Genomic DNA, 21,807 nt, shown 5'->3' with positions numbered 1-21,807 from the left:
GCCCGGGCCGGTGCCGCCGTCCTCGTGCCGTCCGGGCCGGAAGGCCAGGGGGGGAGCGGCGGGGGTGTCAGTTCCAGCGGCCGACCGTGAGGCGGACCCTGGCCCCCTCGCCGAGGATCGGGGCGGTGGTCGACGGCAGCCGGACCCGGGTGACCCAGGAGTCCGCCTGCGGGTCCTCGTCCGGCAGCGGCCGCTCGTCCTCCGGGTGGAGGTCCTTGATCGTGCCGGTGACCTCGGAGTTCCAGTGCGCCCAGGCCGCCGGGCGCGGCCCGGCGGCCTGTACGTCCACGATCAGGGTGTCCGCGAAGTCGGCGGTCTGCTCCAGGTGGTCGCCGAAGCCGAAGAACCCCTTGTGCTCGCGCAGCGAGAGCACCCGCAGGTCGAGCGCGTAGCGCAGCGGCGCCGCCCCCGGCCGCGGCAGGGCGGTGGAGAGGAACGCGGTCGCCAGGGGGACGGCGCCGTCCCCGTCGGCGCGGTCGCCGTCCGGGTCCCGCCCGCGCCGGCCGTTGCGCCGGGGGTCGGAGAGCTGGATCGGGCACCAGTGCGGTGCCACCCGCTCGTGCATCAGCACCGGCAGCCCGCGCACCTTGAGCTCCACCTCGGCCTGCCAGGTGACGTCGGGGTCGTCCTCCGGCAGCTCCAGGCCGACCAGGTCGGCGCGGACCCGCAGGTCGCCGAACAGGAAGCGGCGCAGGTTCTGGTAGCCCTCCTCGGAGTTGACCAGCCCGTACCGACCGCTGTGGCTGCGGTGGGCGAAGGCCCGGTGGGCTCCGGTGACCTGGGCGTTCTCGATCTGCACCAGCCCGTCGCTGCGCGGGCCGACCGCCGCCGAGGAGACGCCGTGGGCCACGTCGTAGTCGGCGGAATCGGTGCCGACGAAGCAGAACACCCGGTTCAGCGGGAAGCTTCCGGCCGCGTCCTCGGCGGAGCCGGTGCCGTCGTCGTCCGGCATGTCGACGGCCCGCCAGCCCACCGGCGGCCCGGCCTCGTCCCGGCGGCCGGCCGGGGTCAGGTACCGGTACATCCGGGCGGGTCCGAACACGTCCGCGCCGTTGAAGTTGACCATGTCCCGCAGCGCCTCGGGGACGCCGAACCCGACGTCGAAGGTGATGCCGCCGTGCGGCGTCCCGTACGTGAAGAGCTTCGCGACGTAGTCGGCGGCCCGCCGCCCCGGGCGCCGTTCCGGGATGACCTTCTGCAGCAGGCAGCGGCAGATCAGCCCGCCCATCGAGTGGGCGACCAGGTGGACCTGGGACGCGCCCGTCCTGGCCTGGAGCTTCTCGATCAGGTCCAGCAGGTCGGCGGCGGCCGTCTCCAGGTCGAACCGCTGCGGCCCGGCTCCCCAGGCGCCGGCGCAGCGGTCGTAGAAGCGGTGGATCCAGATGCTGTCGGGGGGAATCTCGTCGTGGTTCTCCAGGTAGTTCTCCTGGCTGCCCTCGACGAGGATGTGGTAGCCCTCGTCGAGGTGCAGGCGCAGTAACGGACTTTCGAACTGGTAGAAGACGGGGTCGTCCTCACGCCCGACGCGGATGTGCGTCGAGCCCTCGTTGAATCCGTAGAACGGATCCGTCACGGCCTTCTCGATCCCGGGGGTGCCTCCGGCGTAGCCCCGGACATAGATGATCGGGAGTCTGGCGGACGGCGTACTCATGGCCGGCCTGCCCTCTCCGCGGCCGGCACCGGCCGGCACCGGTCGACCCGTTGGCGTGGGAGCTTCTCCCCTCCAGTGTCGGAGTCCGGAGCCGACCTGTCACCCCCCGAGTGCGGACCGTTGATGGCCCGTCACCATCCGTGCCGGACCGTTCCGGCGGGCGGTGGGTGCCCGGCACGCCCGGCGCGTCACCGGGCGTGCCGGGGCGGCTACAGGAAGCGCTCCAGGGCGTCGAGGACGGCCCGGCGCATCACCGGGGTGCCGGTGTGCCCCGCCTCGTCGATGACGGTCAGCGTGGCGTCCGGCCAGGCCCTGGCGAGCGACCAGGGGGTGTCCAGCGGGCAGCCGAGATCCAGCTTCCCGTGGATGAGGGCGCCGGGGATGCCGGCCAACAGGTGCGCGTCGCGCAGGAGTTGGCCGTCCTCCAGGAAGCCCTGGTGGGAGAAGTAGTGTGCGGTGATCCGGGTGAAGGCCATCAGGGCGTCGGTCGGGCGGTCGGAGTACGCGTTCGGGGTGCCCAGCGACTCGTGGGAGATCACCGCGTCCTCCCAGGTCGCCCAGTCGTTCGCGGCCTTGCGCCGGACGGCCTCGTCCGGGCTGTTCAGCAGCCGGCTGTACGCGGACACCAGGTCGCCGCCGCGGTCCTCGGGCGGCAGCGCGTCGCGGAACGCCTCCCACGGGCCGGGGAGCAGCCGGCCGACGCCCCGGTAGAGCCAGTCGATCTCCTCGGGCCGGGTCATGGTGACGGCGCTGATCACGATCTCGGACACCCGCTCGGGGTGGGCCTGGGCGTACGCGAGGATCAGCGTGGATCCCCAGGAGCCGCCGTACAGCAGCCACTTCTCGACGCCCAGGTGCTCGCGGAGCCGTTCCATGTCGGCGATCAGGTGCGCGGTGGTGTTGTGTTCCAGGGTGGTGGCCGGGTCGGCGGCGTGCGGCTCGCTCCGGCCGCAGCCGCGCTGGCTGAAGAGGATCAGGTGGTACCGCTCGGGGTCGAAGAACCGCCGGTTGCCGGCGTTGAGCCCGGAGCCCGGCCCGCCGTGCACCACCAGGGCGGGCTTGCCCGACGGGTTTCCGGACGCCTCCCAGTGGATCCGGTTGCCGTCGCCGACGTCGAGCAGCCCCTCCGCGTACGGTGTGCCGATCGGATGGAACTCGGACATGCGGCGGCCTCCTCGGGCAGGGGACGGGGTGCCCGCGAGGCTAGCGGCCGGGACGGCGGTAGTCGAACGGTTTTCGGTGGCCGACCGCCGGTGGCCGCCGCACGGGGGACGGGCGGGGACGGGCGGGAAGCGGTCGGGGCGGGCGGGGGCGGTCAGGAGGCGGGCGGGGGCGGTCAGGGCGGGCGGGGGCGGTCAGGAGGCGGTCGCCCCGCTGCCGTAGCGGACGTGAGCGGTCCGGCGGCCGGCCGGGACGACCGCCGCCAGGCCGCTCCGCCGCCCTCAGCGGACGCCCTCCACCGATGCCTGGGCGGCGTGGGCCAGTTCGCGGCGGGCCTGCCGGAGGCCGCCGCCGGGCTGCGGGGCCGGGGCCGGGATCGGCGGACGGAAGGTCAGCTCCGCCACCAGCCCCCGCACCGCGACCACCCGGGCGAGCGAGTTGAGCAGCCCGTCCTCCCCGACGAACGCCGGCGCGCTGGTCGCCCGCCCGTCGGCCAGCCGGTAGCGGATCGTCATCGGCTGGACCGGGGCGCCCGCCCGGACGGCGGCCTCGAAGAAGGCCGGGCGGAACCGGCCGCTCTCGCGCCCGCACCAGGTGGACCCCTCCGGGAAGACGACCATCGGGTGGCCGTCCCGCAGCAGGGCGGCCACCTCGGAGACCGTCCCGGGAAGGGTGCGGAGCCGGTCGCGGTCCAGGAAGACCGTGCCGCCCCAGGAGACCATCCGGCCGAGCACCGGCCAGTGGCGGACCTCGGTCTTGGCCAGCGAGCGGCCGGGCCGCACGGCGGCGATGAGCGGGATGTCCAGCCAGGACACGTGGTTGGCCACCAGGAGCACACCGGAGTGCTGCGGGTCCGGGTGGTCGTCCGGGCGGTCGTCCGGGGTGGGGGCGATCCGCACCGTCACCCCGAGCGAGCCGAGGAGTGTGCGGGCCCAGAACCGGGCCAGCAGGTCGCGCGGCCCCCGGGGCAGGGTGCTCGCCGGCCGGGTGAGCGCCAGTCCCGTCGCCAGGACCAGCAGGCAGGCCGTCAGCCGCAGCACCCGCCGGGGGAGGGCGACCGTCGGCGCCGGGTCGGTGAGGCAGGCCTCGGGTGTGCAGGACGCCGTCGGCAGCCAGACGCTCATGAGACCGGTCCTGCCGCGGGTTCGGTGCCGCCCGCCAGGGAGGCCGCCGGTGCGGTGGCCGCCGTGCCGGCCGTCACCCCGCCCACGCCGGAGAGGAAGTGCCGCAGGTAGCGGGGGTCGGTCCGCTCCAGCGAGAGCAGCACGAACAGGTCGGCGGTGTCGAAGTCCCGGTCGTGGGCGGGCGCTCCGCAGACCCAGGCGCCCAGCCGCAGGTAGCCGCGGAGCAGGGCCGGCAGCGCCGCCCGCTCGGCGCGCGGTACGTCGGTGGCGTCCCAGAGCCGGTGCGGCGCCACCCGGTACTCCTCGGGGGCGAGGTGCTTGGCGCCGACGGTGTCCCAGACCCGGGCCGCGGTGGCGCCGCCGTCGTCCAGCGGGATCGAGCAGCAGCCGCCCACCCAGGTGTTGCCGGTGTCGGCCAGGTAGCGGGCGATGCCGCCCCACATCAGGTTGATGACGGCGCCGTTGCCCCGGTGCTCGGGGGCGATGCAGGAGCGGCCCAGCTCGACCAGGCCGTCGCGCAGCGGCGCCAGGTTGCGGAGGTCGAACTCGCCGTCCGAGTAGAGCCGGCCGGCCCGGCGGGCGGCCTCGGGGCGCAGCAGCCGGTAGGTGCCGACCACGGTGCCGTCCTCGCCCTCACGGACCAGCAGGTGGTCGCAGAACTCGTCGAACGGGTCGACGTCCAGCCCCGCGACCGGGCTGTGCAGGGTGGCGCCGAGCTCGGCGGCGAAGACGCGGTGACGCAGCCGCTGGGCGGCGCGGACGTCGTCCTCGTCCCGGGCGAGGGCGACCGTGTAGACGGCGGGCGACGGCACGGCCGGGCGCGGGGCGGGCACCGCGGTGGGGTGGACGGGGGTGACTGCGGGCGGAGCGTACGTGGGGACGATGGTCATGGCGGACCCTCCAGGGCAGCACGGACGACGGCAGCCACGGAACTCCGTGGCACCGGGCAGGCCCGCGTCCTCGGCGGGCGTGCTGACCGGCACCCGTATGTCTCTCCAAGTCGGCTGGCGTCCACGTTGCGGTTCGGCGGAGAGCAGATGTGCACCTGCTGAATGCGGTCACCCGTCGTGTGCGGGACACCTGTCGGGCACCAGGACGCCGTCCGCTGCTCGGCTCGACGGGGTGGCGGACGCGGGCCCGGCCGTGACGGCGGTCGCCCGGCGGCTCCTCGGCGGCTCCTCGGCGGCCCGGGAGGTCCGGTCGTCCACCGGACCGGGGCGGCGCCGGAGACGGGCCCGCCGCCGTCCCCCCGGAAGGACTGCGGGGGGACGGCGGCGGGGAGCAGCGGGAGCGGGGGAGCGGAGGCCGGGGAGGGCCTAGAACGCCTGCCACCCCTGGGGGTCGAGGCCGCCGGGGATGACCTCGGCGGGGCCGTAGGGCTCGCGGGTGAGCACGAACGTGCCGATGTCGAGGTGGCTGACCGATCCGTCGCCCGCCCGGACCACCCGCAGGGTCTCGCCGGCGTAGTAGCCGTCGAGACCGGTCCAGGTGCCGTCCGTCTCGGCCCGGAAGCGGGAGCCTCGGCCGGTGCGGCCGAGCGACGAGAGCTCCAGCATCCGGTCGGCCCTGAGCCGCAGGGTGTGGGGCGCGGCGCCCCAGTACCAGGGGCCGGTGAGGGCGAGGAGCTCCTCGTCCACGTCGGGCAGCGGACGCCAGGGCTCGGGGATCCGGGGCTCGTGCTGCGCGGTGAGGGCGATCAGCTCGGCGGCGACCAGCGGTGTGCGGGAGCCGTTGGTGGCGTTGGAGAGGGCGATCGCGGCGAGGCCGTCGGTGTCGCTGATCCAGAGGCCCGCCGTGAAGCCCGGCATCGAGCCGGAGTGTCCGTAGAGCGAGCGGCCCTCGTGCTGGATCAGCTGGAGCCCGAACCCGTAGCTCTCGCTCCACTCGCCGGCCTCGGGGCCGACGGCGGGTTCGCGCATCTCGGCGAGCGTGTCGGTGGAGAGGACCTTCTCGTGGCCGCCGGCCAGGAAGGCGGCCCAGCGGGCGAGATCGGTGACGGTGGACCAGAGCTGGCCGGCCGGCGCCATCAGGCCGGTGTCGGTGAGCGGCTCGGGCAGCATGACGTCCGCCCAGGGGTGGACGGCGAAGCCCCCGGCGTGCGGGTGCTCGGGCAGCAGGGTCGTGCGGTCCATGCCGAGGGGCTGGAGGACCTCCCGGCGCAGCACCTCGCCCCAGGGCTCGCCGCGCAACTGCTCGACGAGGGCCCCGAGCAGGGCGTAGGTGGGATTGGAGTAGTGGTGCCGCCGGCCGGCCGGGTGGCGGCGCGGCCGCTCCTGCTCCAGGATGTCGGCGAGGCGGGGGCGGAGCGCGCCGTCCGTCCGCTCCCACCACGGCTCCGGGGTCTCGGAGGCGAGGCCGGCGGAGTGGGAGAGCAGCTGGGCGACGGTGGCGCCGTCGGCGGGCGTGCCGGGCAGGTGACGCTCGATCGGGTCGGCGAGGTCCAGCAGGCCCTCGTCGCGCAGGCGCAGGACCAGGACGGCGACGAAGGTCTTGGTGATCGAACCGATCCGGTACTGCACGTCGGCGGTGGGGGCGTGGCCGTCGATCATGCTGCGGGAGCCGCTCCACACCAACCGCTCGTCGCGGACCACGGCGGCGACCATGGAGGGCGTGCGGCCCTCGGCCTGGGCGACCGCGATCCGGTGCGTGAGCGCACGGCGGGTGGAGGGGAGCAGTTCGTCGGACAGGTCGGTCATCTGATCCTCTGATTGATATCGATGGTGCGATCGATGCGCCGCGGACGGCACGGCGTGCCCACGCTAGTTGGGAGCGCGGTCGCCTTCCACCGGTTTTTCCCGGACGTCCTGGAATGTCGCAGGATCCGGCCGGTCCGGGCCCGTCGCCGGGTCCGGGACGGAACCCGGGACGGACCTGGGAAGTACCTGGGAGCGGCCCGGCGCGGACCCGGCGCGGACCCGGCGCGAGCCCGCAACGGGCCCGGACCCGGCGGTCGGCCGCGCGCCCCGGCTCCCGACGCGCCTTCACCGTCCGTTCGGCGGACGGTCCTTGACACCATCAATTGGTCCAGTCCATTTTGGGCTCCTCCCCGCACCTCCACCCCCACACCCCCACTGGAGGTCACCGGTGCACAAGCGCACCCGACTGCCCGCCGCCGGCGCGGCCGCTCTGCTCGCTGCCGTCGCCGCGTTCGGCGCACCCACCGTCGCCCACGCGGCGAACCAGCTCACCAACCCGGGCTTCGAGACCGGCACCCTGTCCGGCTGGAACTGTTCCGGCGGCCTCGGCTCGGTCGTCACCACCCCCGTCCACGGCGGCACCAAGGCGCTCGCCGGCGCCGCCACCGCGGGCGACAACGCCAAGTGCGTCCAGACCGTCGCCGTCCAGCCCAACACCGCCTACACGCTCTCCGGCTGGGTCCGCGGCAGCTACGTCTACCTCGGCGTCACCGGGGGCACCTCCGCCTGGACCTCCGCCGCCGACTACACCCGGCTGAGCGTCTCCTTCACCACCGGCGCCACCCAGACCAGCGCCGAGGTCTACGTCAACGGCTGGTACGGCCAGGGCACCTACTACGCCGACGACCTCAGCCTCGACGGCCCCGGCGGCGGCACCCCCACCGACACCCAGGCGCCCACCGTCCCGGGCAACCTGCGCACCACCGGCAAGTCCGCCGCCAGCGTCAACCTCGCGTGGGACGCCGCCACCGACAACACCGGCGTCACCGGCTACGACGTCTACCAGGGCGCCACCAAGGTCGCCACCGCCACCGGGACCTCCACCACCGTCGGCGGCCTCGCCGCCGCGACCGCGTACACGTTCACGGTCAAGGCGCGCGACGCCGCGGGCAACACCTCGGGCGCCTCCACCGCGCTCACCGTCACCACCGACCCGGGCGGCGGCACCCCGACCGGCTTCAAGCAGGCCGCGCCCTACCTGTACAACGGCTGGGGCAACCCGCCGGCCGCCACCACGGTCATGAACGCCACCGGCATCAAGTGGTTCACGATGGCGTTCATCCTCGCCCAGAACGGCTGCAACCCCACCTGGGACAGCCAGCGCCCCCTGCTGAACGGCGTCGACCAGGCGACCGTCAACGCGGTCCGCGCCGCCGGCGGCGACATCGTCCCGTCGATCGGCGGATGGAGCGGCAACAAGCTCGGCCCCAACTGCGCCACCACCGCCGACCTCGCCGCCGCGTACCAGAAGGTGATCAACGCCTACGGCCTCAAGGCGATCGACGTCGACATCGAGAACACCGACGAGTTCGAGAACTACGCCGTCCAGGACCGCATCCTCGGCGCGCTCAAGATCGTGAAGCAGAACAACCCCGGTCTGCGCACCATCCTGACCTTCGGCACCGCCACCAGCGGCCCGACCTCCCACGGCAACCGGCTGATCGAGCAGGCCAAGGCGCTCAACGCCGACATCGACGTCTTCACCATCATGCCGTTCGACTTCGGCAACGCCTCGACCGACATGTACGCCGCCACCGTCAGTGCCACCGAGGGTCTGAAGACCAAGCTCAGGTCCACCTTCGGCTGGGACGACGCCACCGCCTACGCGCACATCGGCATCTCCGGCATGAACGGCCTCAGCGACAACAACGAGGTCACCACCGTCCAGAACTGGACCGCGATCCGCGACTGGGCCAACAGCCACCACATCGCCCGGCTCGCGTTCTGGTCCGTCAACCGGGACCGCGGCTGCCCCGGCGGCGGCCTGCAGGAGACCTGCTCCGGCATCGCCCAGAACGACTGGCAGTTCACCTCCATCACGGCCGGCTTCACCGGCTGACGCCACCCCGGCGGAGACCGGCCCGGCCCCCCGCACCCACGGGGGGCCGGGCCGGTCCGTGTCCGGGGCCGCGCGGGCGGGTGACCCGGCGGCGTGGCGGCGTGCGCCCGCCGAACGCCGCTCCTAGTGTCGGCCGGGCCGCCGACCACGTACGGAGACTCATGCCCGACGTCCCCGAACCGAACCTCCCCGAGCCCCCGCCGCCCACGACCGGCGTCCGCGCCCGGCAGGTGCTGCGCAACCCCCGGCTCTGGGTGATCCCCGCCGTCCTGGTCGGGCTGCTCAGCCTGCTGATGTCGCTGCTCTACCTCGGAGGGATCCTCGACCCGCGGGCCGACCTGCACCACATCCCGATCGGGCTGGTCGACACCGACCGCGGCGCCACCGTCGCCGGACAGCAGCGGAACCTCGGCGAGCAGGTCGTCACCGGCATCGCCACCGCCCCCGGCCAGGGGGACACGGTCTCCTGGCGCCGCCTCGACGAGGCCGCGGCCAGGGAACAGCTGGCCTCCGGCAAGCTGTACGGCGTCCTCCAGGTGCCGCCCGACTTCACCGCGGCGGTCGCGGCCCTCGGCAGCAGCGGCGGTGCGGAACCCGCACGGCCGACCGTCGTCCAGTACACCAACCCGGGCGTCGGCAGTCTCGGCTCCTCGCTCGCCGCGCAGATCGGCCAGCAGGCCGTCCGGGAGGCGTCCCTGCGGCTCGGCGGCACGCTCACCGCCCTGCCGGGGACCCAGGGCCTGGACAACGCCGCCCGGCTGCTGATCGCCGACCCGATCACCCTCACGACCGCCGTCGGCCACCCCATCGGCAGCCGCAGCGGGCTCGGACTCACCGCGTTCTACTACACCCTGCTGCTGGTCCTGGCGGGCTTCATGGGCGCCAACATCATCGGCAACGGCGTCGACGTCGCCCTCGGCTACGCCGACAACGAGATCGGTCCCTGGCGCGCCCGCCACCCGGTCGTCCCGATCGACCGCACCGGCACCCTGGCCGTCAAGTGCGCGATGTCCGTCGTGCTCTCGCTGCTGACCTCCTCGCTGATCATGTTCGCGAGTGTGGTGGTCCTCGACATGGACGCCGCCCACCTGCCGCTGCTCTGGGTCTTCTCGGTCTGCGCGACCAGCGCCGTCGGGCTCGGGGTCCAGGCCATCAACGCGGCCTTCGGCGGGATCGGCCTGCTGATCAGCATGTTCGTCTTCATCGTGCTCGGCCTGCCGTCCTCCGGCGCCACGATCCCGCTCGACGCCCTGCCGTCGTTCTACCGGTTCCTGGCGCTGTTCGAGCCGATGCGCCAGCTCACCGACGGCGTGCGCGCCATCCTCTTCTTCGACGCGCAGGCGGACGCCGGCCTGACGAGGGCGTGGGTCTGGATCGGGATCGGCACGGTGGCGGCGCTGCTCTTCGGCTTCGGGATGACCCGCTACTACGACCGCAAGGGGCTGCACCGCACCGTGCCCGAGCTCTCCTGAGCCCGGGCACGGTGGTGCGGCAACGTCCCGGCACGTCGTCCGGGCGGGCCCGGCCGCGTACCGCCGGGAACGGCCGGCGGGGGCCGGCCGGGCCGGTCAGGCCGGCGGGGACCAGGCCCGGACCGTCGAGCCGGGTGAGCCCGGCGGCAGCGGCGGCAGCTCCGGCCGCCTCAGCCAGGCCTCGAACAGCCCCTCCAACGGCGCCTGCGTGTAGCGGGCGGTGTGCGCCAGGAAGTCGGCGGAGGTGACCGTCCCGTGCCGGTGGAAACCCGCCCAGTCCCGCAGCATCCGGAAGAAGGCGGCGTCCCCGAGGGCCTGCCGCAGGGCGTGCACGGTGAGCCCGCCGCGCTGGTACAGCCGGTCGTCGAACATCAGCTTCCGGCCCGGGTCGCCGAGCCGGAGGTCCTGCGGCAGCCCGGCCAGCAGCCGGTGCGCGGAGGCGGCCCTCGCCGCCGCCGACGGTCCGCCCGCCCGCTCCGACCAGAGCCACTCCGCGTACTTGGCCAGCCCCTCGTTCAGCCAGATGTGGCTCCAGTCGCCCACCGACAGGCTGTTCCCGAACCACTGGTGGGCCAGCTCGTGGGCGATCAGCCGCTCCCGCTCCCAGCCGCCCCCGAGATGGTTGGTGCCGAAGGTCGCCACGCCCTGCGCCTCGACCGGCACGTCCAACTCCTCGTCGGCCACCACCACCGCGTACTCGCCGAACGGGTAGGGGCCGAACACCTCCTCGAAGTACGCCATCATCGCCGGCTGCCGGCCGAAGTCGGCGGCGAACGAACCGGCCAGCCGCTCCGGCACGAACCCGGTCTGCGGCACGTTCGGGCGCTCCGCCAGCACCACCGGCAGGTACTGGCCGATCGAGACCGTCACCAGGTACGTCGAGGTCGGCGCGGACTGCTCGTACACCCAGGTGGTGCTGGACGCCCGGGTGGTCCGGGTCAGCAGCCGGCCGCCGACCACCACCGTGTAGGGGGAGGGCGTGGTGACCGCTATCTGGTACGTCGCCTTGTCGGCCGGCCGGTCGTTGCACGGGAACCAGGACGGCGCCCCGACCGGCTGGCTGGCCACCAGCGCGCCGTCGGTCAGCTCCTCCCAGCCCAGGCCGCCCCACGGGCTGCGCACCGGCCTCGGGTTGCCGGTGTAGTGCACCTCGACGGTGAACGCCGCACCCGCCGTCAGCGCCTTCGCCGGACGGACCCGCAGCTTGCCGGCCCGGTGGGTGTACCGGGCGGCCCGGCCGTCCACCAGCACCCGGCCGATCCGGAACTCGGCGAGGTCCAGTGCGAACTCGGGCAGCGCGGTCACGGCCACGGCGCTGAGCCGGGCCGTGCCGCCCAGCCGGTTCGGGCCGGGCCGGTAGTCGAGCGCCAGCTCGTAGCGGTGGACGCGGTACCGGTGGTCCCCGCTGTTCGGGAAGTACGGGTCCGGCCCGGCGGCGGGCGCCGCCGCCGGGCCCCGGTGGACACCGTTCACGGAGCCCACCGGCGCCGCGGGGGCGGCCGGAGGACCCGGGGGCTGCGGGATCTGCGGGGACTGCTGGGACTGCACCGGGCGGGGTTTCACCGGGTCGTACGCTCCTGCGACAGGGGGAGGGGGGCGGCGTGGCGGCGGGCGGGGGAAACGGTGGTCAGGAGGTGGTCTGCCACACCTCGATGGGATTGCCGAGCCACCGCGTGTCCGCGGGGACCGACTCGGCGCGCATCACCAGCGAGGCCGGGCCCAGTGTGCTGCGCGCACCCACCGAGCTGCCGGGCAGCACGATGCCGCCGGGCCCCAGGGTGGAGCCCTCGCCGAGGACGACAGTATCCATCCGCATGATCCGGTCGTGGAAGAGGTGGGTCTGCACGACGCAGCCCCGGTTGATCGACACCCCGTCCCCGAGGGTGACCAGGTCCGCCTCCGGCAGCCAGTAGCTCTCGCACCAGACCCCGCGCCCGACGTTCGCACCGAGCGCCCGCAGCCACACGTTCAGCAGCGGCGTGCCCGGAACCGCGCCGACCAGCCACGGTACAGCCAGCACCTCGACGAAGGTGTCCGCCAGCTCGTTCCGCCAGACGAAACCGCTCCACAGCGGATGCTCCACCGCCCGGAACCGCCCCACCAGCAGCCACTTCGCCGCCACCGCGACCAGGCAGGCCACCCCGCCCGCGGCCAGCAGCAGCAGACCGGACAGCAGCGCCGCCGCCAGCGGCGACCACTCGACCGCCACCCAGGAGAGCGCCGCCAGCATCAGCGCGCCGAGCGCCCCCGAGGCCAGCACCGGCAGCAGCCGGCCCACCTCGACCAGCCCGCGCGCCCAGAGCAGCCGGGCCGGCGGCTCGTAGGTGAGGCTCTGGTCGGCCTTGTCGGCCGCCCGGGGCAGCCGCATCGGCGGCATGCCCAGGTACGAGCTGCCCTTCTTCGCCTTCGCCGGCGTCGCCGACAGCACGCCCACCAGCCCCCGCTTGGGCACCGAGCGGCCCGGAGCGGTCATCCCCGAGTTGCCGAGGAACGCCCGCTCGCCCACCTTCGCCTCGCCCAGCCGCACCCAGCCGCCGCCCAGCTCGTACGGCGCGATCAGGGTGTCGTCGGCCAGGAACGCACCGTCGCCGACCGTGGTCAGGCTCGGCAGCGCCAGGACCGTCGACACCTCCGCGCCGCGCCCGACCCGCATGCCCAGCGCCCGCAGCCAGAGCGGCGTCACCAGCCCCGCGTACAGCGGGAAGAGGATCTCGCGCGCCTGGTCCATCAGCTGGGTCACCGACCAGGCCTGCCAGCCGACCCGGCCGTGCAGCGGGTGGACCCCGGGGACCAGGCCGATCGAGAGCAGCCGCACCGCCGCGACCAGCTGCGCCGCGTACACCACGCCGTACGCCAGGGTGGCGGGCAGCAGGCCCAGCAGGGCGCCGCCGAGCGCCCCGCCCAGACCGTCCGCGGGATCGACGAACAGGGACAGCACCGCCACACCGGCCACGGCCGGCAGCAGCGGCAGCAGGCCGAGGGCCGTGCCGCTGGCCCCGTACAGCGCGGACCAGCGCGCGTGGCGGACCGGGCGCCCCTTCGGCCAGAACCGCTCGGTGCGGCCCAGCTTGACGGCGGGCGCGCCGCCCCAGCGCTGACCGGTCGGGATCTGCCCGGTGACGCTGGACCCGGCCACCACCTGGGCCTGCTTGCCGACCCGGGCACCGGGCAGCATGGTCGAGCGGGTGCCGATCACGGCGCCCGCGCCGATCTTGATCTGCCCGACCTCCAACCGGTCACCGTCCAGCCAGTACCCGGAGAGGTCGACCTCGGCCTCCACCGCGCAGCCGCGGCCCAGCTTGAGCAGACCGGTCACCGGCGGCAGCGAGTGCAGGTCCGCCTCCGGACCGACCTTGGCGCCGAGGGCCCGCGCGTACCGGACCAGCCACGCCCCGGAGAGCGTGGTCGCTCCGGTCACCTCGGTGAGCCGCTCGGCGGCCCAGAGCCGCACGTGCACGGAACCGCCACGGGGGTAGCTGCCCGGGCGCAGGCCGCGCAGCAGCAGCCGGGCGCCGCCGGCCGCGACCGCGAGCCGTCCGGGCGGGCTGAACAGCGCCAGCGCCCCCGCCCCGACCGCCCACCAGGAGGCGGTCGGGGCCCAGGCGAAACCGTCGAGGTGCGACAGCAGGTTGCCGAGCGCCAGCAGGGCGACCGTCCAGCGCAGCCCCACCACCGTGAACAGCGGGACCAGCAGGAGCAGCTGCAGGACCTTGGCCCGGGTCGGGACCGGCGCGATCGTCCGTACCTCGTTGCGCTCCGCCGCCGAGCGCTCCAGGTGCCGGGCGAGCTTGCGCAGCGTCGGGTTCTGGTAGATGTCCAGCACCGCGGCGCTCGGGTAACGGGCCCGTAGCAGGGTGGTGAGCCGGGCGGCGGCCAGACTGCCGCCGCCGATCGCGAAGAAGTCCTCCCGGGGGCCGCTCACCGGCACCCCGAGGATCTCCGTCCACTGCTCGGCCAGCCAGGCCTCGGTGCCGTACAGCTCCTCGGTCGGGCCGGTGGGCTGCAGCCCGGGCAGCGGCCACGGCAGCGCGTTCCGGTCGACCTTGCCGGAGGTCCGGGTGGGCAGCGTGTCGACCGTCGCGAGCAACGGGACCAGGGCGGCCGGCAGCTCGGCCCGCAGCCGCGCCACGGCCTGCTCGCGGTCCCAGCCCTCGGAGGTCACCAGGTAGCCCACCAGCAGCTGGTTGCCGCCGCGCGCGGTGCGGACCGCCGCCGCCGCGCCCGCCACGCCCGGCAGGGCCTGGAGCGCCGCGTCGACCTCGCCCAGCTCGATCCGGCGCCCGCCGAGCTTGATCTGCTCGTCGGCGCGGCCGAGGAAGAGCAGGCCCTCGGGGTCGGCCTGGACCAGGTCGCCGCTGCGGTAGGCGCGGTCCCAGCCGACCGACGGCAGCGGCGCGTACTTCTCGGCGTCCTTCTCCGGGTCGAGGTAGCGGGCCAGACCGACGCCGCCGATCACCAGCTGGCCGGTGCCACCCGGCGCGACCGGCTCGCCGGCCTCGTCGACGACGACCAGGTCCCAGCCGTCCAGCGGCAGGCCGATCCGGACCGGCCCCTCACCGGTGAGCAGCGCGGCGCAGGCGACCACGGTGGCCTCCGTGGGGCCGTACGTGTTCCAGACCTCGCGGCCCTCGGTGACGACGCGCTGCACCAGCTCGGGCGGGCAGGCCTCGCCGCCGAAGATCAGCAGCCGGACCTCGATCAGCGCCTCGGCCGGCCAGAGCGCGGCCAGCGTCGGCACGGTGGAGACCACGGTGATCTCCTGCTCGGCGAGCCACGGGCCGAGGTCGGCGCCGCTGCGCACCTGGGAGCGGGGGACGGGCACCAGGCAGGCGCCGTAGCGCCAGGCGAGCCACATCTCCTCGCAGGAGGCGTCGAAGGCGACCGAGAGCCCGGCCATCACCCGGTCGCCGGGGCCGATGGGCTCGTCCTGGAGGAAGAGCGCGGCCTCGGCGTCGACGAAGGCGGCGGCGTTGCGGTGGGTGACGGCGACGCCCTTGGGGCGGCCGGTGGAGCCCGAGGTGAAGATGATCCAGGCGTCGTCGGCGGGGGAGGGGCGGGTCTCGGTGGGCAGGTCGGCGGCGGGCGTTCCGGATCCGGGTGTGCCGGCGGTGGCCGCCTCGGGGGTGGCCGCGCCCGCGGTCATGGTGAGCGAGCGGTCGGCGCCCAGGACCGCGGCGACCGCGGCCTCCTCGAAGACCAGCTGGGCGCGCTCGTCCGGGTCCTCGGCGTCGACCGGGACGTAGGCGGCCCCGGCCGCGAGGACGGCGAGGACGGAGACGTAGAGGTCGTTGGTGCCGGAGGGCACGCGGACGCCGACCCGGGCACCGGGGCGGATGCCGGCGGCGGCCAGGCGGCGGCGCAGCTGCTCGACCTCGGCGGCGAGCGCGCGGTAGCTGAGGACGGTGTGGCCGTCGTCGAGGGCCGGCTCGGCCGGGTGGTCGCGGACGCTGGCGTCGAGGATGTCGATCAGGGTGCGCGGGGCGGGCGCGGGGCGGCCCGGGTAGCGGGCGTGCTTGCCGGCGGTGTCCGGTCCGTCGACGGCGTGCGGTCCGTCGCCGGGGTGCGGCCCGGGGGCCGTGGGCTCCGGCGAGGGCCGGTCCGCGGTCGCCGGGTCCGTGTGGTCCGCGGCGGTCCGGCTCGCAGCCGTGTCGCCCGCCTCCGTCTGGTTCGGTTCAGCTGTCATAACAGCCGTGCGCTCCTTGTCCTGCCCCGTCCCGACCGATGCTCGACCCTTGGGGGCGGTGGGAGCAACCGCCTGACGGGGTGACCCCACTCCGGGGCCGGAGCGGACAACCCGACCGATGGTAGCCCCGGGTGATGAACGGCGTACCGACCGACACTCTTCCCAACTGGCGCTGAAATGACCGAATCTGACTGACCGTCAGTCAACAACTGCGCGACCGGCTCATTGATGTGACGGCCAATCAGTCATTTTGACGGACCGTCAGATGTATTTTCCGGTCGTGACCCACGCCACATCGGATTGGCTCCTTTCGGGGCGACGGGCCCGCCGTCCGGGGATCGGCGGGCCCGTCGGGGTGTCCGGCAGGGGTCAGTGGAACCGGTGGAGATGCTCGCGGAGGAATGCCTCCAGGGTACGCGGAGCGCGACCGGTCAGCCTGGTGGCGGCGTCGGTCGGCGACTCCGGCCGCTCCACCGCGAGCCGCTGGATCTCCACCACGTGGGTGGCGAGCCAGTCCGGCATCCCGGCCCGTGAGACCAGGTGGGCGTGCAGTTCGGCCGGGGCCAGGTCGATGTACCGCACCGGCCGGCCGAGCAGCGCGCTCAGCAGCTCGGCGATCTCCTGGTGGCTGTACGCCCGTCCACCGGTGAGCTCGTGGACGCCGCCCGCGGCCCTGGGGTCGGTGAGGACGGCCGCCGCGACGTCGCCTATGTCCCGGCAGTCGACGTAGTTGCAGCGGGCGCTGCCCGTCGCGCCGTGGATCAGCCCGGCGGCCGCGATGCCGGGCGAGAGCAGCAGCAGCTTCTGCATGAACGCGTACGGGCGCAGGACGGTGGCCGTGGCGCCGGAGGCCCGCAGGTGCTCCTCGATCCGGTGGTGGCCCCGGGAGACGGCGACGGGGGAGTCCGGCTCGGCGGCCGGGGCGGAGATCTTCACGATGTGCTCCACACCGCTCCTGGCCGCCAGGTCGACGGCCCGCAGCTCGTGCTCGACCTGCTGGGGGCCGTTGGCCATGGTGAGGAGCAGCTGTCGGGCGCCCTTGAAGGCGGCGGCCAGCGACTCCGGGTCGCCGGCGTCGGCGGCGACCGCGTCGACCAGCGGGCGGGTGCGGTCGTCGAGTCCGGCCAGCAGCCGGGCCGGGTCGCGGCTGAGGGCGCGGACGGGGATGTCCCGCGCGGTCAGGCTGCGGAGGGTGGCTCCGCCGGTGGCGCCGGTGGCGCCCATGATGACGATCATCTCTGGATCTCTTTCCGTGGGTGTGGGTGGGACCGGTCCGCGCGGCGGGGTGCCCGTGCCGCGCGGGTCAAGGGGGCGGACGGTTCTCAGTGCGCCCGGCGGCGGCGCGGGCGGGTGCTGCGCCAGCGCCAGGTGATCATGGTCGCGGCGATGGCCGCGGAGACCGGCAGGTCGATCCGGAGCCGGTCCGGCCACGGGCTGTCCGCGAGGGCAGGCACCCGGGGCAGCCAGTGGGCGCCCGACCAGCCGAGGGCCAGGCCTATCGCGGCGGCGCAGAGTCCGGCGCCGGCCGCGAGGAGCGTGCGCGGCGCATGGGTGCTCCACGAATCGGCCGGACGTCGGCGCAGCCTTGCGCCGACCAGGGCGGCCACGACGGCGGAGGTGCCGGCGATGGTGGTCGCGGCGGCGATCAGCAGCTGGGACTGCCCGGTCGCCAGGCCGCCGGCCCCGGCCATGGCGGCCGGCATGGCGTAGGCGACCAGGACCTCGCGCCAGAGGACGAACGGCGGCCGGGCGTCGTCCGGATCGGTGGGCATCTTCTGCCTGTTGGGCATGGAAACTCCCTAGAATATACTTAGGTGGCTAAGTATTAGTGATTAGGCGACTAACTATGTGGCCGTGGAGCGGTCGGGCCGCCGACTCTCGCCGGGCGGTCCGATGCTGCGCGCTGTTGTCGGGGTGGTCGACCGGTGCGGGGTCGGCCGTCGGGCGGTCGGAGGCCCTAGCTGGTCGGCGGCCGGTCGGCAGCCGGTCGGCAGCCGGTCGGTCCGCGGCCGGTCAGTCGGCGGTCAGGGCCTCCATGCCCTCGACCAGCCTCGCCAGCAGGTCGAGGAACACCGTGCGCTCCTCGATCGAGAGGCCGCCGACCATGGCCTGCATCCGCTCGTAGTGTTCCGGCGCCATGTCGCGCAGGCGCTCCGATCCGCGGGTGGTCAGGACCACCACGTTGCCCCGGCCGTCCTCGGTGGACGGTCGGCGGGCGACCAGGCCGCCGCGTTCGAGGCCGTCGACCAGGCCGGTCACGGTCGCCCGGGAGACGCCGAGCGAAGCGGCCAGCTGGGAGGGGGACTTCTCGCCGCCGTGGTCCTCCAGGTCGGCCAGCAGCCGGTACCGCCCGGTGGAGAGGCCGAACCGTGCGAAGTGCGCCTCGCCGGCCTGTCCCAGTCGGGAGGCGGCGGCCATCAGGCGTGCAGCGACCAGGACCGCCTGCGGATCGGCCGCCAGGCCGTACCGGGAGAGCTGTCTGCGTGCCTGGTCGAGCGTCGGTGCGCCGCCGTCGACCTCGTGGTGTGGGGTCATGGCAGTAATATGGTGCCTAACTAGATGGCTCGTCAAGTCGGGTCCCGGCGGTGCGGCGGGTCTCGGAGTGCGGCCTTCGCGGTGGTGCGGCCGGCGTCGCGGAGGTGCCCCTCTCCTTCGGCGTGCGTCCGCCGAGACCTCCCCGGAGTGTCGGTCGGCGGTGTTGCCGGGTTGCCGGGCGGGGTCCCGAGTCGATTCCGGAAAGGGGCCGGAAAGAATATACAGTCACACTAGTTCGTGCAGGGATTCACATCGTCAGGAACCGGTGGTAGATTTCCCGTGCCGGAATATCGGAGTCGGAAAAGCGGGTAGTCGATGAGCCGTGAATTCTCCCGTCGAGGTTTTCTCGGCAGCACCGGAATGACCGCCGCCGGCGTCTCCGCGGCTTCGCTCGGCCTGACCGCCGGCGCCGCCGGCCGTGCGGAGGCCGATCCGGTCGAGCTCCCGGAGGGGCGGACGGTCTTCCCCTCGGACTCCCGCTACGAGACGCTCAGCCAGGGCTTCAACCAGCGCTGGCGGAGCCGGCCGAACCACATCCGGCTGGTCGGCAACGAGGCAGACGCGGTGGCGGAGCTGCGGACGACGCTCGACCGCGGGCTGCGGCCGACGGTCCGCGGTGGCGGCCACTGCTACGAGGGATTCGTCGACAACGACAAGGGCGTCATCCTCGACCTCAGCACCCTGCGCGGTGTCCGCACGGGGACCGACAAGTTCGGCGCGGCCACCTACTGCGTCGAGGGCGGCGCCACCAACTGGGACGTCTACACCACCCTCTTCCGCACGTACGGCGTCACGATCCCGGCGGGTTCCTGCTACTCGGTCGGAGCCGGCGGTCACATCAGCGGAGGCGGGTACGGGCTGCTCTCCCGGCGCCACGGGCTGACGGTCGACCACCTGGTCCAGGTCGACGTGGTCACCGTCCGGGGTGGCCGGGTGGAGGTGACGACGGCCCACCGGGGTGATCCGGAGGGCTCGCCGGAGCGTGAGCTGTTCTGGGCGCACACCGGGGGCGGCGGCGGGAACTTCGGCATCGTCCTGCGCTACCACTTCGCCCACGCCCTGCCGAAGCCGCCGCCGCAGGTGTGGCTGAGCAGTGTCGCCTGGCCGTGGGACGAGTTGGTCCGGCGCCCGGAGGACTTCCGGACCCTGCTCGACAACTTCGGTGCCTTCTTCGCCCGTTACAGCGGCCGGAAGGAGACGGTGTACCAGGGACTGTTCTCCATCCTCCACCTCACCCACCGGTCGAACGGGAACGTCGTCCTGTTCAGCCAGTGGGACGAGGAGGATCCGGCGCCGCTGGACGAGTTCCTCGCGCTGGTGGAGTCCGGGATGAGGACCAGGTCGACCGTCCAGACCCGGAGCGCGGGGAGGCTCTACCTGCCCTACCCGGACAAGCGGCGCCGGATGCCGTGGTTCCAGGCCACGATGACGGTCAACGGTTCCGGTGCCAACCAGCGCGGCAAGTACAAGTCGGCCTATCACCGGCGACCCTTCACCCCGGCGCAGATCGAGTCGTTCTGGACGTGGCTGACCAGGGAGGTCCCCGGTGTCGACCTGACGAACACGCTGGTCCAGATCGACTCCTACGGCTGCCGGGTGAACGACCGCGGGCCCACCGAGACCGCCGCACCCCAGCGCGACTCGGTCATGAAGCTCCAGTACCAGACGTACTGGACGGACCCGGCCGCGGACGCCGACCACCTGGCGTTCCTCCGCGGCCTCTACCGGGACGCGTACCGGGCGACCGGAGGCGTTCCCGAGATCGGTACCGACACCGACGGTGCCTACATCAACTACCCGGACATCGACCTGGGCGTGGCCGGCGACGACCGGCCCGCCTACCAGCGCCTCTACTACAAGCAGAACTACAGCCGCTTGCAGAGGGCCAAGAAGACCTGGGATCCCAAGAACGTCTTCCACCACGCCCAGTCGATCACCCTGCCCTCCTGACCACACACGCAGAGCGATGTCGACCATCCGGTAAGCAGACGATATCGGGATAAAAGGGTGTGAGTAAAGAGCTTAAAGTGACGACTTGCTGATCGCAGTGGGCCTGCCGGGCACGCTTGCAGAGGTCGGAACGAGCTCGACGGGCCAGGGTCAGCGTTCCCAGGTGCACGCAGGTTTGTGAGGGTGCAATCGGACTGATGCTGACTTTTGCTGACCTCGACCGACGGTCAGTCAGGCGGGATTCGCCGGCCACGGGCGCGCCAATATCGTCAGTCCGACGACGCACATGCCGCCGCGTGCATCGAGATCGCCGGGGCACACCCTGAGCTCGCCTTGGCCGCGTTGATGCGCTTGCTTGATCTGGCGGACCAGGGCGTGGATCGTGCGCTCGTACTCGTCCTGGACACTCGAGTACGCAGCTTGCTTGGGGCTTCGTCGGCCCGTGAGATGGGTCCGTACCCGTCGGTTCGGTACGAGACGCTTCCCGCGGAAACCCTTGCCGTGCTCCACGATCGGGTACGTGGACTGTTCGGGCGTGGACATTACCTGGTCCCTCTGATTCACGACGAATTCGATACCGGTGGTCCCGGACTCCGTCTTCGCAGGTACGAGGCGAAGGACCGGATTCTGAACCGCCCCACTCCCGATCCGAGCGGGGTGGAGTTCGGCACCCTGATGGTCGAGGACTCATCTCTGGTCGGTGGTCTCGACGCTGAGGACCGGAGGCGCTGCCTGGCCAGGCTGTTGGCGATCGCTGAGGATCTCGGTGAGGTGGCCTCGAACAGGCAGGAGGCGTTGATCGCGGCTCGCAATCTCGTCCTCGGCCTGGGCCCGGAGGACACCGGCCCGGCATTTCTGGTGGCTGAGCAGTTTGCGCTCGGCGCGTGGGACGGAAGCCGACTCGACGAGTTGGCCGGGGAACCGCATCCGCTCAGCTCGTTCAAGATGAAGATGGGATCCGCCTCCCTCCGCGGCAGTGGACTTCGGCTGGCTGCCGCCGCTGTTTCCACGGACGACCAGCATGCCCAGGTTCGGGACCACGCCGTGGACATGCTGCACAGCGATGACAAGGACGATGTGCAGGCGGCGACTCGCGTCCTTGTCGGCCTTCCCAGGGCTTTCACCACGGATCTGGATGCCGATCTCCTGTCCATTCACCAGCACGCGAACGTCAGACAGCTTGCCTCGGTGCTCTCCGCGCGGAACCCGCACCGATATCGAGGGACTCTGATGCGCCTCGCGAAGGATGTGAACCCCCGCGTACGGCGTGTGCTGGCAGAGGAGGTTTCCCGGGCACCCGAGGAACTGAGTGAGGCGGTGCGCTCGGTTCGGGAGATTCTGCTCGGCGACTCCCGCTTCTCCGTCCGTATTGCCGCGAGAGGGAGGGATCGGCGCGAAGCGGGCTGAACGAGGCGGGGTGTTCCGAGGAAGATGGGCGCGACGATCGGTTCGGTGAGTTCCGAGTGGCGGATGCTG

The 21,807-nt window shown here is 73.4% G+C and carries 14 protein-coding genes; 4 read left to right on the top strand and 10 right to left on the bottom strand.

Features of this window, described 5'->3' with window-relative positions; genetic code table 11:
• Positions 1-67: 67 nt before the first annotated feature.
• The 5 genes from ABZY91_RS07120 to ABZY91_RS07100 form a co-directional block, all read right to left on the bottom strand.
• Positions 68-1,651, bottom strand: coding sequence for an alpha/beta fold hydrolase (locus tag ABZY91_RS07120; RefSeq protein ID WP_355400431.1), 1,584 nt, complete (start codon positions 1,649-1,651; stop codon positions 68-70).
• 209 nt (positions 1,652-1,860) lie between these two features.
• Complete coding sequence (gene pip / locus ABZY91_RS07115) at positions 1,861-2,814, bottom strand: prolyl aminopeptidase (RefSeq protein WP_355400429.1); 954 nt, start codon at positions 2,812-2,814, stop codon at positions 1,861-1,863.
• Between the two features lie 279 nt (positions 2,815-3,093).
• Positions 3,094-3,936: a lysophospholipid acyltransferase family protein gene (locus tag ABZY91_RS07110; RefSeq protein ID WP_355400427.1), complete on the bottom strand. Its 843-nt coding sequence runs from the start codon at positions 3,934-3,936 to the stop codon at positions 3,094-3,096.
• A complete protein-coding gene (locus tag ABZY91_RS07105) occupies positions 3,933-4,826 on the bottom strand; it encodes a GNAT family N-acyltransferase (protein ID WP_329875665.1) in 894 nt (297 codons plus the stop codon). The genes ABZY91_RS07110 and ABZY91_RS07105 overlap by 4 nt, the downstream gene beginning before the upstream one ends.
• 426 nt (positions 4,827-5,252) lie before the next feature.
• The gene (locus ABZY91_RS07100; protein WP_355400425.1) at positions 5,253-6,632 is read right to left on the bottom strand and encodes a serine hydrolase domain-containing protein; all 1,380 of its coding nucleotides are present in this window, start codon (positions 6,630-6,632) and stop codon (positions 5,253-5,255) included.
• A 430-nt stretch (positions 6,633-7,062) separates the two neighbouring features.
• Here ABZY91_RS07100 and ABZY91_RS07095 point away from each other — a divergent pair, with 430 nt between their 5' ends.
• Together ABZY91_RS07095 and ABZY91_RS07090 are read left to right on the top strand one after the other, a co-directional pair.
• The gene (locus ABZY91_RS07095; RefSeq protein ID WP_355400438.1) at positions 7,063-8,691 is read left to right on the top strand and encodes a carbohydrate binding domain-containing protein; all 1,629 of its coding nucleotides are present in this window, start codon (positions 7,063-7,065) and stop codon (positions 8,689-8,691) included.
• Between the two features lie 161 nt (positions 8,692-8,852).
• Positions 8,853-10,163: a DUF3533 domain-containing protein gene (locus tag ABZY91_RS07090; protein ID WP_355400423.1), complete on the top strand. Its 1,311-nt coding sequence runs from the start codon at positions 8,853-8,855 to the stop codon at positions 10,161-10,163.
• 96 nt (positions 10,164-10,259) lie between these two features.
• Here ABZY91_RS07090 and ABZY91_RS07085 read toward each other — a convergent pair whose 3' ends face one another.
• The 5 genes from ABZY91_RS07085 to ABZY91_RS07065 form a co-directional block, all read right to left on the bottom strand.
• A complete protein-coding gene (locus tag ABZY91_RS07085; RefSeq protein WP_355400421.1) occupies positions 10,260-11,636 on the bottom strand; it encodes a M1 family metallopeptidase in 1,377 nt (458 codons plus the stop codon).
• 154 nt (positions 11,637-11,790) lie between these two features.
• Positions 11,791-15,846, bottom strand: coding sequence for a Pls/PosA family non-ribosomal peptide synthetase (locus tag ABZY91_RS07080; RefSeq protein ID WP_355400419.1), 4,056 nt, complete (start codon positions 15,844-15,846; stop codon positions 11,791-11,793).
• A 369-nt stretch (positions 15,847-16,215) separates the two neighbouring features.
• Positions 16,216-17,082 carry an NmrA family NAD(P)-binding protein gene (locus tag ABZY91_RS07075; protein ID WP_355400417.1) on the bottom strand — a complete coding sequence of 289 codons (867 nt, stop codon included), beginning with the start codon at positions 17,080-17,082 and terminating at the stop codon, positions 16,216-16,218.
• Between the two features lie 86 nt (positions 17,083-17,168).
• Positions 17,169-17,636: a hypothetical protein gene (locus ABZY91_RS07070; protein WP_355400415.1), complete on the bottom strand. Its 468-nt coding sequence runs from the start codon at positions 17,634-17,636 to the stop codon at positions 17,169-17,171.
• Between the two features lie 223 nt (positions 17,637-17,859).
• Positions 17,860-18,381 (bottom strand): MarR family transcriptional regulator, encoded by a 522-nt coding sequence (locus tag ABZY91_RS07065; RefSeq protein WP_329875677.1) that lies wholly within the window; start codon positions 18,379-18,381, stop codon positions 17,860-17,862.
• A 360-nt stretch (positions 18,382-18,741) separates the two neighbouring features.
• Here ABZY91_RS07065 and ABZY91_RS07060 point away from each other — a divergent pair, with 360 nt between their 5' ends.
• Positions 18,742-20,331 (top strand): FAD-binding oxidoreductase, encoded by a 1,590-nt coding sequence (locus tag ABZY91_RS07060; RefSeq protein WP_355400413.1) that lies wholly within the window; start codon positions 18,742-18,744, stop codon positions 20,329-20,331.
• A gap of 207 nt (positions 20,332-20,538) precedes the next feature.
• Positions 20,539-21,738 carry a hypothetical protein gene (locus tag ABZY91_RS07055; protein ID WP_355400411.1) on the top strand — a complete coding sequence of 400 codons (1,200 nt, stop codon included), beginning with the start codon at positions 20,539-20,541 and terminating at the stop codon, positions 21,736-21,738.
• Positions 21,739-21,807 lie beyond the last annotated feature (69 nt).

Origin of the sequence: Kitasatospora sp. NPDC002965 (assembly GCF_040611255.1) — a bacterium.
Classification (GTDB): Bacteria; Actinomycetota; Actinomycetes; order Streptomycetales; family Streptomycetaceae; genus Kitasatospora.
The sequence above is the reverse complement of the archived record's forward strand: the minus strand, read 5'-3'. Positions and strand labels throughout refer to the sequence as shown.